Origin of the sequence: Butyricicoccus pullicaecorum (assembly GCF_002160355.1) — a bacterium.
Taxonomy (GTDB): domain Bacteria; phylum Bacillota; class Clostridia; order Oscillospirales; family Butyricicoccaceae; genus Butyricicoccus; species Butyricicoccus pullicaecorum.
Map to the genome: position 1 here is coordinate 32095 of NZ_NFKK01000022.1, position 14938 is coordinate 47032.

General features: G+C 57.2%; 11 protein-coding genes. 6 read left to right on the forward strand and 5 right to left on the reverse strand.

The genetic code is table 11. From position 1 onward, the window contains the following. Positions 1 to 261: 261 nt before the first annotated feature. Positions 262 to 1125, reverse strand: a complete 864-nt coding sequence (locus B5F17_RS13075; protein ID WP_087374490.1) for a putative ABC transporter permease — start codon at positions 1123 to 1125, stop codon at positions 262 to 264. 536 nt (positions 1126 to 1661) lie between these two features. On the opposite strand from B5F17_RS13075, the gene B5F17_RS13080 reads away from it, so the two are divergent. From B5F17_RS13080 to B5F17_RS13105, 6 genes are all read left to right on the forward strand, one after another. After that, the gene (locus B5F17_RS13080; RefSeq protein ID WP_087374491.1) at positions 1662 to 2849 is read left to right on the forward strand and encodes an iron-containing alcohol dehydrogenase; all 1188 of its coding nucleotides are present in this window, start codon (positions 1662 to 1664) and stop codon (positions 2847 to 2849) included. 25 nt (positions 2850 to 2874) lie between these two features. After that, entirely contained in the window at positions 2875 to 4179 is a 1305-nt protein-coding gene (locus B5F17_RS13085) for a copper amine oxidase N-terminal domain-containing protein (protein WP_162608188.1), read from the forward strand. 290 nt (positions 4180 to 4469) lie between these two features. Then, a complete protein-coding gene (gene nifS, locus B5F17_RS13090; protein ID WP_087374495.1) occupies positions 4470 to 5699 on the forward strand; it encodes a cysteine desulfurase NifS in 1230 nt (409 codons plus the stop codon). Between the two features lie 44 nt (positions 5700 to 5743). Then, positions 5744 to 6178, forward strand: coding sequence for a Fe-S cluster assembly scaffold protein NifU (gene nifU, locus B5F17_RS13095; RefSeq protein WP_087374497.1), 435 nt, complete (start codon positions 5744 to 5746; stop codon positions 6176 to 6178). A gap of 340 nt (positions 6179 to 6518) precedes the next feature. Then, the gene (mfd, locus tag B5F17_RS13100; RefSeq protein ID WP_087374499.1) at positions 6519 to 9983 is read left to right on the forward strand and encodes a transcription-repair coupling factor; all 3465 of its coding nucleotides are present in this window, start codon (positions 6519 to 6521) and stop codon (positions 9981 to 9983) included. A 312-nt stretch (positions 9984 to 10295) separates the two neighbouring features. After that, positions 10296 to 10643 (forward strand): arsenate reductase family protein, encoded by a 348-nt coding sequence (locus B5F17_RS13105; protein ID WP_087374501.1) that lies wholly within the window; start codon positions 10296 to 10298, stop codon positions 10641 to 10643. 290 nt (positions 10644 to 10933) lie between these two features. On the opposite strand, the gene B5F17_RS13110 is transcribed toward B5F17_RS13105, so the two are convergent. The 4 genes from B5F17_RS13110 to B5F17_RS15020 form a co-directional block, all read right to left on the reverse strand. Continuing rightward, positions 10934 to 12094, reverse strand: coding sequence for a peptidylprolyl isomerase (locus tag B5F17_RS13110; RefSeq protein ID WP_087374503.1), 1161 nt, complete (start codon positions 12092 to 12094; stop codon positions 10934 to 10936). A 155-nt stretch (positions 12095 to 12249) separates the two neighbouring features. Further along, the gene (locus tag B5F17_RS13115) at positions 12250 to 13059 is read right to left on the reverse strand and encodes a tRNA 2-thiocytidine biosynthesis TtcA family protein (protein ID WP_087374505.1); all 810 of its coding nucleotides are present in this window, start codon (positions 13057 to 13059) and stop codon (positions 12250 to 12252) included. Between the two features lie 532 nt (positions 13060 to 13591). Continuing rightward, positions 13592 to 14380 (reverse strand): alpha/beta fold hydrolase, encoded by a 789-nt coding sequence (locus tag B5F17_RS13120; protein WP_087374507.1) that lies wholly within the window; start codon positions 14378 to 14380, stop codon positions 13592 to 13594. Positions 14381 to 14599: 219 nt separating this feature from the next. Then, positions 14600 to 14938: hypothetical protein (locus B5F17_RS15020; RefSeq protein WP_206396737.1), on the reverse strand; the 339-nt coding region annotated here is incomplete at its 5' end.

Genomic DNA, 14938 nt, shown 5'->3' on the forward strand with positions numbered 1-14938 from the left:
TTTCTCGAACCTTGCGGAATCTGAAAAGGCCCCTGTGGGGCGTTTTCCCGCAAGGCTGTGGCCGACTTGTTCGGCCAAGTCCCTAACACGTAGGCACCGTCGCCCTGAGTCGTGTCCCGCAGGACACGAAATCCCCTCTTGATTCCCGGTGTCCGACCCGGGAATCAACAAAATTTAACTTTCAGCGCGTCCGCAGACGCGCAATCCCCCAAAACAAAAGCACCGTTCTCTCGAACGGTGCTTTTCTTATACACAAATCTCTTATCCTCTTTTCAGACGACGGCGCAGTTCCTCGACCGCCTCCTGATACCGTCCCGAACGCAAGCTCGGGTTGCCGCGCAGCATCCACTTGGACGTGCGGCGCATACGCTCGACACGCTCGGTGATGCGGCTGTCCGCCTCACACAGCGCAAGGTGCAGCTGCAAGCGACGCTCTTCCGATGCCGCCATAATGCGCTGTCTGCGCTCCTCGACCACTGCCGCACTCTGCGCACGCATCTCCTGCGCGGCCTGCGTCAGCTGCTGGCGCGTCTTTTCGGCCTGCGCGGTCAGCTGCTCGCGCAGCGCGTCGGCCTCGGCACGCATCTTGTCCACTTCCTCGAGCAGCTTGGCAATACCCAGTGCGGTCTTGACCGAGCTGACAACGTCGGTGATAAAATAGACCGATACCACACAGCCGATCAGGGCTGTCATAAAGGGCGACAAGTGCTCTAACAGATCTTCTACCGGCTTATGGATGAAGTACGGCAGAATCACCGACAGTGCACCCCACGCAAGCGAGGATTGCAGGCAGATACGTCCCTGGAACTGAAAGCGATGCTCGGAATAGTCCCAATACCGTACCTTAAACAGCGATTCCATGATGATACCAACCACATATTCAAATGCGGTCGCGACGATCATACCGGCGAAAAACATTGCGACCGGGTGACCGTCAAGCGGTAATGCCACATGCAGCAGCAGGACAGCGCCAAAGCCGTAAATGGGCAGCATCGGGCCGCGCAGGAAGCCGCGGTTGACCGGTCTGCGCTGCTGAACCGACACGACGGTCGATTCAAACATCCATCCCAGGACGCAATAGACATAGAACACCAGCAGCCACTGGAACGGGGTGTAATCGTACATAAAATGTTTCCTCTCAGATCCGGCGGACCTTGCCGCCTTTTCTCTCACTATATTCCTTTTTGTGCGGTCTGGCAAGGGGTTTGCGTGTTTTGTCCCTGGATTGTCATGAAAGGGGGTGGAGTAGTAAGGGGTGATTGGTGGTATTAGGTAGCGAAAAAAGACGACCTTCAGGTCGTCTTTTTTGATGAGCGCGCCTGGTGCGCTGGGGGGTTGCGCGTACACTCATGATATCCGCGCACAGCGCGGGAATGAGGATAGTGGCCTACGGGCTGCGGACGCGCTTTTAAATTATTTTTTGGTTGAAACCCGGGTCGGACACCGGGTTTCAAGAGGGGATTTCGGACTCTGCGGAGTCCGACTCAGGGCTCTGCCCTGAGAACCCGCAAACCTTTGAAAAGGTTTGATCCAAACTTTAGTAGGGGTGCGGTGGTTTAACTGTTCCCAAAATGTATCCTATTTCGCGGGCAAATATGCTATAATGAATCTATCCATGGACAGCCCCTATGTCCATGATCTTTTAAGGAGGATTGTTTTCTATGCAGAATTTTACATACTGTGCCCCCACCAAGGTCATTTTCGGTCGTGGTGTGGAATCCCAGATCGGTACCGAGCTGCGTGAGCTGGGTGCAACCCGTGTTCTCGTTCACTTTGGCGGTGGTTCGGTCAAGAAAACCGGTCTTTTGGACAAGGTCATCGCTTCTCTGACCGAGGCCGGTCTGTCTTACGTCGAGTTCGGCGGTGTTGAGCCCAACCCCAAGTTATCCTTTATTCACAAGGGCATTGAGCTTGGCCGTGCGGAAAAGGTTGACTTTATTCTGGCTGTCGGCGGCGGCAGTGTCATTGACTCGGCCAAGGCGATTGGTGTTGGTCTTGTGACCGGTAACGACCCGTGGCAGTATGCGTCCACCGGCACCCATCCCGAGCGCAGCGAAGTCTTCCCGGTTGGTGTGGTTCTGACCATCTCGGCAGCCGGCAGCGAGATGTCCAACTCTGACGTCATCACCAACGATCTCATCACCCCTTGGGTCAAGCAGGGCATCACCTCCGAGACCGTTCGCCCGCTCGTCGCGTTCCTGAACCCGGAAAACACCTTTACGGTATCCAAGTTCCAGACCGGCTGCGGCATCGTTGATATTATGATGCATACGCTCGAGCGCTACGTGACCGGTCAGGACGAGTGCGATCTGAGCGAGCGCATTGCCGAAGCGCTGCTCGTATCGGTGCGCGAGGCTGGCCGTGTTGCCATCGCACACCCCGACAACTACGAAGCGCGTGCGACGCTGATGTGGGCGTCCTCGCTGTCGCACAACGATCTGACCGGCTGCGGCAAAATCCGCAAGTTCCCGGTACACAAGCTTGAGCATCCGGTCTCTGCCCTGCATGACTCGATCTCGCACGGCGCAGGTCTGTCCGTTCTCTTCCCCGCTTGGGCACAGTTTGTGATGAAATATGACATTCCCAAGTTTGCCCAGCTGGCAAACCGTGTCTGGGACTGCCCGATGGACTTCGACCACCCCGAGCGCACCGCGCTGGCCGGTATCGAGGCCATGAAGCGTTATTTCACCGAGATCGGCATGCCCACCCACATGAGCGAACTCGGTCTGACTCCTGACGAGTACGATGCCATCATCGATCTGACCACCAAGGGTGGCACCCGTCCGGTCAAGAGCTACATCGATCTCGGCCCCGACGAAATCCGCGCCATCTATGCGCTCGCGGAATAATCCAAAGAAAAGTGAGGCGTTTTTTATGAAGCGTTTATTTTCCCGTCTATGCGGTATGGCACTCGCCGCCGCGCTCCTGGTATCTGCCCTCCCGGTATCCGGCGCTCGCGCCGCCGGTATCCAGGTCACGCTGAACGACCAGCCGGTCGCCTTCTCGGATGCCCAGCCCCTCATGCGTGACAACCGCACCTTTGTCCCCTTCCGTGCCATCTTTGAATCGATGGGTGCGACGGTCTCCTGGGACGATCCCTCGCGCACGGTAACCGCCAAGCGCGGTGACCGCACGGTCAAGCTGACCATCGGCCGCAAGGCATGTACGGTTGATCGGGCAGGTTCCGACCGTTCGTTCTCCACCGATGCTGCCCCCTTCATTGAAGGCGGTCGTACCTATGTCCCCGTTCGCTTTGCCGCGCAGGCGCTCGGCGCTGCGGTCGGCTGGGACAACAACACCCAGACCGTTCTGATCGTGGACACCGAAAAGATGATGCAGACCGAGTTTTCTAACCAGTTCCAGGCCATCACCGCGATGACCCAGTTCCAGAACAGTGTCGCACCCAAGACCGCCCGCTCGCTGTCCGGTGCCATCGGCGCGACCCTGACCTATCACACCGCAATGGGTGACATTCCGGTCGTCATCAACGGCACCATCACCGGTGCAGAGAGCCTGGACGCTGCGCAGTTTACCGCCAAGCTCCAGACCGACCGCTCGGCCATCGAACAGGCCATTGCAGCCAACGAGGGTGCGAATGTGATCGATGAGAACGTCGACGCCCTGCTCAAAAAGCTGCAGAATCTGACCGTCGACGGCATCGTCAGCCGTGTGGACGGCAAGCTGTACCTCAAGTCCGACTTCCTGACCGAGGTCGGCATTGCACAGGGCAAGTGGGCGATGAAGCCGCTCGATAACACCGCCAGCCTGACCGCTGTCAAGAACGGTGACGCAATCGACTTCGTCTGCGCCGAGGCGCAGAAGCTCACCCTGACCCCGGGCAGCAGCACCGCGCAGGTGCGTGAGGTTGTACGCCGTCTGTCCGACCAGTCGGCCACCACGCCGATCGACGGTTCGGGCAATTACAGCCTGCACTTCACCGCCGACGCTTACACCTCGGTTGACATGAAGCTCATCCCCAATCAGTCGCTCACCATCATCCGCACGGCGTCTCCCTACGGTGCAGAGGCCGCGCCCATGACCACCCTGACCACCGTACAGACCAAGTCCGGTGCGTCCATCTCCTACGAGCGCAACGCATCGGCCTACAATGCCGCTGTGCGCATCGACCTGACAAACGGTGCAGCCACCACCGCGCCCGCCGTTCGTCCGGCCAGCTAAGCATCTGACCGTTTCCAAAGCCTCTGCCCTCCGGCAGGGGCTTTTTTATGTCCCTCTCTCCCTGTTTTGACGGAAAAAATTGCAAAATTGATTGCATTTCGGGCATAATCATAGTAAACTTATCTTTAGGGCTCTGTCTGTCCGGCAGGCAAAGTTTCCCAATCGACCATTCGGCGCAAAAATACCGGTTTTTCCCGGTCCCGAATTGGTCAAATTCATGCTTGATAATGCATACTGGTTTGGTGTATATTAAGTGTAGAACACAGACTCCACAAGGAGGAGATCACCATATGAATCGTTTTGTCTACGCGGACAACGCGGCGACCACGCCCATGTCCGAATCTGTATTTGAGGCAATGAAGCCCTTTCTGACCGAGTTTTACGGCAACCCGTCCTCGCTCTACCGCATTGGCCGCGAGGCACGCCGTGCGGTCACCGAAGCGCGCATGAAGGTTGCGCGTGCACTGAACGCAAAGGACCCGTCCGAGATCATCTTCACCGGCGGCGGTTCGCAGGCCGATAACCTCGCCATCCGCGGCTATGTCAAGGGTCGCTCGGCACGCGGCAAGAAGCACATCATCACCTCCAAGATCGAGCATCATGCAGTCCTCTACACCTGCGAGGCACTCGAGAAGGAAGGCTATCCGGTCACCTATCTGGACGTTGACGCACAGGGTCACGTCGATCTCGAGCAGCTCAAGTCGGTCATCACCGATCAGACCGCTCTCGTCACCATCATGGCGGCAAACAACGAGATCGGCACCATCCAGAACCTCAAGGCAATCTCTGAGATCGCACACGCACACGGTGCAGTCTTCCACACCGATGCGGTACAGGCTGTCGGCCACATGCCGCTCGACGTGCAGGAGATGGGCATTGACATGCTGTCCCTGTCCGCGCACAAGTTCCGCGGTCCCAAGGGCATCGGTGCGCTGTACGTCCGCAAGGGTATCGCACTCGAGCCGCTGGTCTACGGCGGCGGTCAGGAGCGCGGCCTTGCATCGGGCACCGAGAACGTAGCCGGTATGGTCGGTCTGGGACAGGCCATCGAGGACGCAACCGGTGAGCATCTGGCCGAGAAGATGGGCTACGTCAAGAAGCTGACCGACCGTCTGGTCAAGGGCATCATGGATGCCATCCCCTACACCCACTACACCGGTGACCCGGTCAACCGTCTGCCCGGCACGGCCTCCTTCGTCTTTGAGGCCATCGAGGGCGAGGGTCTGATTCTGCGTCTGGATCTGGCCGGCATCTGCGGCTCGACCGGTTCGGCTTGCTCGACCGGTTCGCTCGACCCCTCGCACGTGCTCATGGCCATCGGCCTGCCCCACGAGATCGCGCACGGTTCACTGCGTCTGACTCTGGGCGAGCAGAACACCGAGGAGGACGTAGACTACCTGATTGAGAACGTCACCAAGGTTGTCGAGACGCTGCGCGCAATGAGCCCGGTTTGGGTGGACGGCAAGCCCGACCTGACCGCAGCATCCGATCTGCACGACGATCACCATCATCATCATTAAGCACATCCATTCATAAATTATAGAGACAAAGGAGCCTAACTCTTATGGAATACAGCGAGAAGGTATTCGACCATTTCACAAACCCGCGCAACGTCGGTGAGATCGCGGACGCAAGCGGTGTCGGCGAGGTCGGCAACGCAAAGTGCGGCGATATCATGAAGATCTACCTCAAGATCTCGGACGACGGCATCATTGAGGACGTTAAGTTTAAGACCTTTGGCTGCGGCGCAGCGATCGCGACCTCGTCCATGGCTACCGAGATGGTCAAGGGCAAGAGCATCGAGGAGGCGCTCAAGCTGACCAATCAGGCAGTCGCAGAGGCGCTGGACGGTCTGCCCCCGGTCAAGATGCACTGTTCGGTGCTGGCTGAGGAGGCACTGCGCTCGGCAATCGCGGACTACTACCGCAAGCAGGGCAAGGACCCCGAGGCGATTATGGGCTGCTCGGGCGACTGCGCGGCTTGCCACAGCCACGAATAAAATAATCCAGGGGGACCCTCCCATCGCTAAAAAATATGTCACCGACATATTTTTTACCCGACTCTCGAAAGTCGAGTCGGGTCGCTCACCTCACCAGCACACGCCTACGGCGTATTTTAAGGTGCTGGTTCGTCCCTAGATACAAAAAGGTTCCTGCGAGCACTCGAAACCTTTTTGATACCCCCGGATCATCCGCGCCGGACTGCGGCGCGGGCTCGCGGGAAACCTTCGAGGCACAGCCCCGAAGGTTTAAAATAAAATGACGGTTTTATGGGCAGGTTGCAAAATCTGCCCTTTTGCCGTCTCCCCGTTTGCTTCCATTTTTCGACAGGAGTCTGCTATGCAAAATATTACTTTAAGTATTACAGATTCAAAAGAATACAAAGAGCTATTTAATGCCATCCGGTCGGGTCAGACCCCGGCGCTCGCCGTCGGTCTGCCGCCTGCCGCTAAGGCACAGCTCGCCGCTGCGCTCCGTCTGGAAACCTCGCGCCCGGTCTGCATCCTGACCGACGAGGACAACGCCGCACTTCGTCTGGCTTCCGATCTGGAATCCTTCTCCGAGCTGCCCGTCCTGCACGTCCCCGCACGCGAACTGACCATGGCGGGCATGGAAGGCATGTCCCGTCAGTACGAACAGGCACGCATCGCGGCGCTGGCGCAGCTGCCCGATGCGCCGCTCGTCACCATATCGGCTGCCGCACTCGTGCAGAAGACCCTGCCGCCTGCGGTACTGCACGATGCGTCGCTGACCATCCGGGTCGGTGATCTGACCCCGCTCGCCGATCTGACGGCAAAGCTGGTCACGGCAGGCTATCAGCGCTGTTCACAGGTCGAAGGCCCCGGTCAGTTCTCGGTGCGCGGCGGCATTCTGGACGTGTTCCCGCCCCGCGCCGATGCGCCCGTGCGCATTGAGTTCTGGGGCGATGAGATCGATTCGATCTCTGCGTTCGACGTCGGCTCTCAAAGGCGTGGTGCCAGCCTGAACGCACTCACCTGTCTGCCCTGCATGGAGACCCTGCCTGCCTGCGCACCCGGCGGCATCCGCGGTCTGTGCAAGGCGCTCGATCAGGCCACCCGCGCAAAGCGCAAAAAGCACCCCGATCTGGTGCGCAATCTGGAGCGCGACATCGAGCGTCTGACCGAGACCCAGTCTTTGCCCGCGGCAGACAAGTACCTGCCCCTCATCTACCCCGAGGCCGCAACCCCGCTCGACTATCTGCCCGAGGACACCATCTTCCTCATCGACGACGCACCGCGCCTGCGCGAGGCGGTCGGCGGCTACATCCTGCGCCTTGCGGGTGACCTCGAAGCGCTGGCTGAACGCGGTGAGCTGCCCCAGCAGCCCGAAACCTTCGCACTCGACTTTGTTGCCCTGTGCCGCAGCCTGCTCGGCCGTCCGCTCGTCCGACTGGATACCTTCCTGTCGTCGGTGAACGAGCTGACTCCAAAAACGCTGGTCAGCTTCTCGGTCAACCAGATGAACGCCTTCGGCGGCTCGTTTGACATGGCGGCAGCCGATATCGCCGGATTTTTACAGCTCAAGCGCGCGGTCTGCGTGCTGTGCAGCTCGGATCTGCGCTGCAAGAATATGCGTGAAGCGCTCGAAGCCCACGGCATTGATGCGCCGATTTCTAACCGCCTGCCCGCACCCGGCCGGGTGCACATCCTCGAGGGTACGCTGTCCGCCGGTCTGGAATATCCCGGCCTGGGTCTGACCATCCTGACCGAAGGCCACGCCCCGGCACGCAAAAAATCCAGCCGTACCAAAAAATCCAACCGCGACCGCGTCAAGAGCTACACCGACCTGACCCCCGGCGACCTCGTGGTGCATGAGCATCACGGCATTGGCCGGTACATCGGTATGGAACGCATGGTGGTCGACGGCGCAGCGCGCGACTTCATCAAGATCGCCTTTGCGGGCACCGATTTCCTGTATGTTCCCGCCACCTCGCTCGACCTCATTTCCAAGTACATCGGCGGCGGTGAGCCGGAAAAAGTACGGCTCAACAAGCTGGGCGGTGCGGACTGGCAGCGTGCCCGCTCGCGCGCCAAGGCAGCCGCCAAAGAACTGGCTGCCGGACTCATTCAGCTCTACGCTGAGCGTGCTCGCCTCAAGGGCTTCGCCTTCCCGCACGACGATATCTGGCAGCGCGAGTTCGAGCAGGCCTTCCCCTACGACGAGACTGACGATCAGCTGCGCTGCATTGAAGAGATCAAGCGCGATATGGAATCCTCGCGCCCGATGGATCGTCTGCTGTGCGGCGACGTTGGCTTCGGCAAGACCGAGGTTGCCCTGCGTGCAGTCATGAAATGCGTGCTTGCAGGCAAACAGGCCGCCATTCTGGTGCCCACCACCGTGCTTGCTCGTCAGCACTACCTGACCGCAGTACAGCGTTTCGCGGGCTATCCGGTCAAAATTGAGCTGATTTCCCGCTACAAGACCGCATCCGAACAGAAAAAGATCTTCGACCAGCTGCAAAGCGGTATGATTGACCTGATTATCGGCACGCACAAGCTGTTTAATAAGAAAATCAAGTTCCACGACCTCGGCCTGCTCATCATCGACGAGGAACAGCGCTTCGGCGTCAGCCACAAGGAGACGCTCAAGGAGATGTCCAAGCAGGTCGACGTGCTCACCCTGTCAGCAACACCCATCCCGCGTACCCTCAACATGGCACTGTCCGGCATTCGTGATATGTCGGCCATCGAAGAGCCGCCCCACGACCGCTGGCCGGTGCAGACCTACGTCATGGAGTACAACGACGCGATTGTAAACGATGCCATCCGGCGTGAGCTCGCGCGCGGTGGTCAAATCTACTATCTGCACAACTACGTCGAGTCCATCGAGCGCACCGCGCTGCGGCTGCAAAAGGACTTCCCCGACGCACGCATCGGCGTGGCGCACGGCAAGATGCACATGCGTGAGCTGGCAAACGTCATGAACGAGATGAGCGACGGCGCACTGGACATTCTGGTGTGCACCACCATCATCGAGACCGGTATCGACATTCCCAACGCCAATACCCTCATCATCGAGGACGCCGACCACATGGGTCTTGCCCAGCTGCATCAGATTCGCGGTCGTGTCGGCCGCTCCAGCCGCCGCGCCTTCGCTTACCTCACCTTCCGACGCGGCAAGGTGCTGTCGGAAATTTCCCAGAAGCGTCTGTCGGCTATCCGCGAGTTTGCCGAGTTCGGTTCGGGCTTCAAAATCGCCATGCGTGACCTGGAAATTCGCGGCGCGGGCAACGTGCTCGGCCCGGAACAGTCCGGTCACATGATGAGCGTCGGTTATGATCTCTACCTCAAACTGCTCGAAGAAGCCGTGCTCGAGGAAAAGGGCGAAACCCCACCCCAGCGTGTCGAATGCGCCGCAGAACTTACCCTGTCGGCCAACCTGCCCGCCGATTATGTCCCCGACCCCGGCCAGCGCGTCGATCTATATCGCCGTATCGCCCTCATTCGCTCAGACGAGGGTCGAAGCGACTTGCTGGATGAGCTGATCGACCGCTACGGCGAACCGCCGACAGAGGCCGTCGCTCTGCTGGATATCGCCCTGCTGCGTGCGCAGGCTGGCGATCAGGGCGTGACCGAAATCAAACAGGACGCTGGCAGATTGTATATCACCTTCGCCCAGACCGACTTCCGCAGATTGTCTCAGCTGTGCGGTGACCCGGATTTCTCTGGTCGTCTGCTGCTCAATGCGGGCAGTCAGCCGTACTTGTCGCTCAGACTCAAACCCGGCGAGACACCCATGCAGATGGCGCAGACTTTGGTGAAAAAATACGCAGAAACGAAATAGCACCGCACCCAATATTGAAGCTTTCGCTCAAGCCTTTCTCGAAAGGCTTGCGGGTTCTCAGGGCAGAGCCCTGAGCCGGACTCCGGCCCGTAGGTCACTATCCTCATTCCCGCGCTGTGCGCGGATAAAATGAGTGCTAGAGTCCGGAATCCCCTTTTTGATTTTCGCCGTGCGAAAATCAACCAAAACAAAAATGAAAGCGCGTCCGCAGACGCGCAATTCCCCTGCGCGCTCAGCGCGTTCATGAAAAACGCTTATCAGCGTTTTTCCTTAAAATCCCACCCCAAAATCAACAAAAAGGAGACCCTTCCCATGCTCTTCGTCTGCTACCCCAAGTGCTCCACCTGCCAGAAGGCGAAAAAATGGCTGGACGCGCAGAACAAGGACGTAACCGTCCGCGATATCAAGCTGGAAAACCCCACCGAGGACGAGCTGCGCCTGTGGCACAGCAAAAGCGGCCTGCCGCTCAAGAAGTTCTTCAACACCAGCGGCAACCTGTACAAGGAGCTGCACCTCAAAGACCGTCTTCCCGAGATGAGCGAGGACGAGCAGTTCACGCTGCTGGCAAGCGACGGTATGCTGGTCAAGCGTCCGATCGTTGTGGACGGTGACACCGTTCTGGTTGGCTTTAAGGAAGCTGACTGGGCGGAGAAGCTGTAAGTACGTCATAAAAAAGACCCGATCCGGCTGGTCGGGTCTTATGAGCGGCCTTTGGCCGCGGGGAAATTGCGCCGTCTGCGGACGGCGCTTTTTTTGTTATTTTTTAGTTGAAACCCGGGTCGGACACCGGGTTTCAAAAGGGGAATTTCGCTGTCTGCGGACAGCGACTCAGGGCTCTGCCCTGAGAACCCGCAGCCTTTCGAGAAAGGCTGGCGAAAGCTTCAATATTTGGTGCGGTGGTTTTTTGCCGCAAAAAAGAGGCCTGCGTTTGCAAGCCTCTCTCTTTTTCCTTATTCCGCGGTGGTCTGTTCCCCAGTCGGAGCTGTCTCCTGTGCTGCCGCGCTATCTTCGGTCGTAGTGGTCTCGGTCGACTCGGTAGTCTCCTCGCCCAGCAGCTTCATGAGGTTATCATACGTTGCCTCACCGTAATCCTCGGTGTACTCAACATCAGCTGCGTCCATCAGCTCGGTGATCTCATCCATGAAGGTCTTACCGGTGATCTGCTGAATCAGGACTTCCTTGATGTCATCGGTCAGCTGATCTTCGGTCAGCGGCTCGCGCTGGATGATATGCCAGCCGTAGCTGCTCTCAACCAGAGAAGTCGAGGTCTGGCCGGGTTCCAGTGCCTTTGCGCCCTGATAGAACTCATCAACCATGTCGCCCTCGGTAAATACGTAGCCCTCGGGGTACATCTCCATGCCCGGGTCTTCGTTATACTGTGCGATCAGCGTATCGAAATCTTCGCCGGCGTTTGCCTTCTCCAGTGCCTCATTGGCCTTGTTCTGCGCTGCGGTCAGGGTATCACCGGTCAGCGGATTGTACGAATCGTCAATGGACTTGACCAGAATGTGCTTTGCGCACAGATAAGTCTCATTGAACTGATCCATGATCGCCTGGGTATTGGTCTTGGTGCCGTTATCGCCGTAGTATGCGTCCTGAATTGCGCTCGCATACGCCGAAATTGCAATGGTGTTGTTATAAATGTCCTTGGTATAGCCGATGCTGTCCAGCCAAGACTGGAACGCTTCCTGATCGCCAAGCAGTGCAACATCGTCTTCCTTGCGCTGCTCTGCTGCCTCGCTCTCGGCACGGGTCAGCTTGAGGCCCAGGTTCTTAAACTCCTGGTTTACCACGCGTACCTCGATTGCCTGCTGGCTGGCTGCCTGGAACAGCTGCTGAACCATCATCGAGCCCATGGACGGGTCCGACCAGATGGAATCATCCATGCCGTAATAGCTGAGCATGTTTTCCATCGACATCTTATTATACTTGAGGTATGCACGCAGTTCGTCCGCGTGTACCGGATCGCCGTTAACCGTCATAACGACCGGCTCGGACGACTTGATCTCTTTGTACTTGATGTTCGGAATTCCGTAAGTCATGGTAACGCCTGCAACGACTGCCGAGGCTACGACCATGGCCAGAATTCGTTTGCCAAATGTCTTGATCATTCCTTGTAAACTCCCTTGTACTGCCGGTTTGTACCAGACGCAGACCGGCCTGTTTTTGATCGCCGTGCGGAATCTTCCCGCCGCGGTCGGCTGTTTTTTATTATACCATTTCTAACCGTAAAAAACAACGGCGTACACAAAATCGTCACAAAACGCTACGAATCCAGGCGATCGAGAAAGCTATGCGCACCGTCCGCGTCCCGCCAGCCCAGCACCTTGGCTGTGTTGACGTTCTTGACCGCGTTTAAGATATTGGCCTCAATCTGCGGATTGTCGGCTGCCAGCGATGCGATGAGCTTTTTGATCTCGCCCCGCTTGGTGTCGCCCTCCTTGACGTGCGCCGGGCAGGCACAAGGCAGAAAGGTGAGCCCTGCGGCTTCCACCCATGCGCTCACGTCGCGCTCACGCACGCGGTACAGCGGCCGGATAAGCTCCATGCCCTCGTAATTGGCACTCTTCAGCCGCGGCAGCATGGCCTGCACCTGTCCGCCGTAGATCAAGCCCATCAGCACGGTCTCAATCGCGTCGTCGTAGTGATGTCCCAGCGCAATCTTATTACACCCGCGTGCCTTGGCCTCGGCATACAGGTATCCGCGCCGCATCTTGGCACACAGAAAACAGGGGTTTTCCGCCGCGTGATTGCCCGCCACACGCAGGACGTTGGTCTCAAACACCTCGAGCGGCAATCCCAGCCGGTCCATATTCTCTTCGATCTGCCGCCGGTTCTCAGGTTCATACCCCGGGTCCATTGCAAGACAAATCACCTCAAACGGCACATTTCCGTACTTCTGATAATCCCGCAGCAAAACCGCCAATAATGCAGAATCCTTGCCGCCCGAAATGCAAACCGCAATGCGGTCGCCCGGTGCAATCATACGGTACTCTTCTACCGCTTTGCGGAATGGATTCCGTATTTTCTTGGCAAACTGCGTATGCAGCAGCGTCTCAATCTGCTCTCGTTCCATCTTCGCCTTCCTCCTTTTCTCTCCTATCATGCACGATTGTAAAGAGTTTGTCAAAACTTTTTTCTCTCTTTTGCCGTCTTTTTGCGTAAATCAAGCCTTTGTAAAATGTGCATAAAATTTTTCTATTGTTTTTATGTATTTGGTACAAGTCACTCGTTGCATTTTTTCGACATTGGGTGTATCATATTGGACAGTAAGAAAACCAATTGAAAGGATGCGTAAATCATGAAATTTGCAAGATTTTTGAACAGCCTTGCACAGGCTCAGCTGACTTGCTACGCACCTGGCGTGTCGATCTACGACCGTTATCGTCCGCGTACCAAGTAATTCTTTCCCGGCCTCATGGGCCGTTTCCCAACCGCCCGCGCGGCGGACGATGCTTCCCCTAGGGAAGCATCCTAAAATAGCTATTATCCCTTTTCTCTACCTTCTCTTTCTCTTTTTCAAAGAAAAGCACACCTTCGGGTGTGTTTTTCTTATGTCCAAAAAAATATACCACAACATAAAAGAGGGCTGTTCGCCCTCTTTTTTCTTATCGATGATTTGCCTTTTCATCCTCCACGAACCACTCTGCCGCAACCTCGTCCGGCATCGGCTCTCCACGCAGAAAACGCAGGCAGTTGAGGCTGAATCGTGCAGGCGACTCGGCCGCAATGAAGTGACTGCCTTGTAAAACTGCCATCTGCACGCGCGGCAGCTGGCGTACCATCGCGCGCGTGTGCGACTCCAAAATCATGTCGTGATCGCCTACAATCACCAGCGTCTGCTGATCGATCAGCTGCAAATCACGCAGCCGCACACCGTATCCATGCGCCATCAGCGCCAGCACATCGCGCTTGTTCTTCCATTCCTGACCGAGCGGCGACAACGCCGTCAGCAGTCCGACCGCCGGATACACCGGCAGCTGCACCCACGGTACCACACCGCGCAGCATGGATACATTCGCACCGTTCAGAATCAACTTATCCACACGCTGTGGATAAAGCAGCGTAAACTTGATCGCCAGATTTCCGCCGTCACTAAAGCCCAGCACATGCGCTTTTTCCAGTCCCAGACCGTCAAATACCATGCGCAGATCTTCTGCCATGCGGTCAAAGTTCAACTTTCCCTCGCCGCGCTCAGATTTGCCGTGTCCGCGGCTGTCTACCGCGATCACACGATAAAAACGGGACAGGTAGGGAATACATTTCGCGAAATATTCACTGCCTTCGCCATTGCCATGCAGCAAAACAAGCGGCTCGCCTTGACCAAAAGTGTAATACGCGATGCATGCGTCACCGCAATCTATGTAATGTGCGTCGAATTGGATCGAATTCTGCATTTTGAAATCTCCTCACCGTAAAAACAGAACCATTTGGGTTCTATTGTACACCGTTTCGCAGAAAATAGCAAATAGGTTTTCGGGTAACCCGCCCGCAGGCGAAATGAAGCTTTCGCCAGCCTTTCTCGAAAGGCTGCGGGTTCTCAGGGCAGAGCCCTGAGTCGCGTCCCGCAGGACGCGAAATCCCCTTTTGATTTTCCCGTCCCCCGCAAGGGAAAATCAACTAAAATTTAATTTCCAGCGCTCGCCGCAGCGAGTAAGACTCTTTGCGCGCAAAGCGCGCTCATGAAAAACGCCTAAAGCGTTTTTCCCATAGCGGCTGGCACCGCACCCCCGTTCTCCGTTCATGACTTGGCCGAACGAGTCGGCCACAGCCTTACGGGAAAATACCCCACCGGGGTATTTTCTGATTCCGCAAGGCTCATGAAAAACGCCTAAAGCGTTTTTCACATAGCGGCTGGCACCGCACCCCCGTTCTCCGTTCATGACTTGGCCGAACGAGTCGGCCACAGCCTTACGGGAAAATACCCCACCGGGGTATTTTCTGATTCCGCAAGG

What these genes read in the sequence shown, in the direction of transcription:
- B5F17_RS13075 (WP_087374490.1), bottom strand. Translation starts at nt 1,125, where the DNA reads ATGTACGATTACACCCCGTTCCAGTGGCTGCTGGTGTTCTATGTCTAT.
- B5F17_RS13080 (WP_087374491.1), top strand. Translation starts at nt 1,662, where the DNA reads ATGCAGAATTTTACATACTGTGCCCCCACCAAGGTCATTTTCGGTCGT.
- B5F17_RS13085 (WP_162608188.1), top strand. Translation starts at nt 2,875, where the DNA reads ATGAAGCGTTTATTTTCCCGTCTATGCGGTATGGCACTCGCCGCCGCG.
- nifS (WP_087374495.1), top strand. Translation starts at nt 4,470, where the DNA reads ATGAATCGTTTTGTCTACGCGGACAACGCGGCGACCACGCCCATGTCC.
- nifU (WP_087374497.1), top strand. Translation starts at nt 5,744, where the DNA reads ATGGAATACAGCGAGAAGGTATTCGACCATTTCACAAACCCGCGCAAC.
- mfd (WP_087374499.1), top strand. Translation starts at nt 6,519, where the DNA reads ATGCAAAATATTACTTTAAGTATTACAGATTCAAAAGAATACAAAGAG.
- B5F17_RS13105 (WP_087374501.1), top strand. Translation starts at nt 10,296, where the DNA reads ATGCTCTTCGTCTGCTACCCCAAGTGCTCCACCTGCCAGAAGGCGAAA.
- B5F17_RS13110 (WP_087374503.1), bottom strand. Translation starts at nt 12,094, where the DNA reads ATGATCAAGACATTTGGCAAACGAATTCTGGCCATGGTCGTAGCCTCG.
- B5F17_RS13115 (WP_087374505.1), bottom strand. Translation starts at nt 13,059, where the DNA reads ATGGAACGAGAGCAGATTGAGACGCTGCTGCATACGCAGTTTGCCAAG.
- B5F17_RS13120 (WP_087374507.1), bottom strand. Translation starts at nt 14,380, where the DNA reads ATGCAGAATTCGATCCAATTCGACGCACATTACATAGATTGCGGTGAC.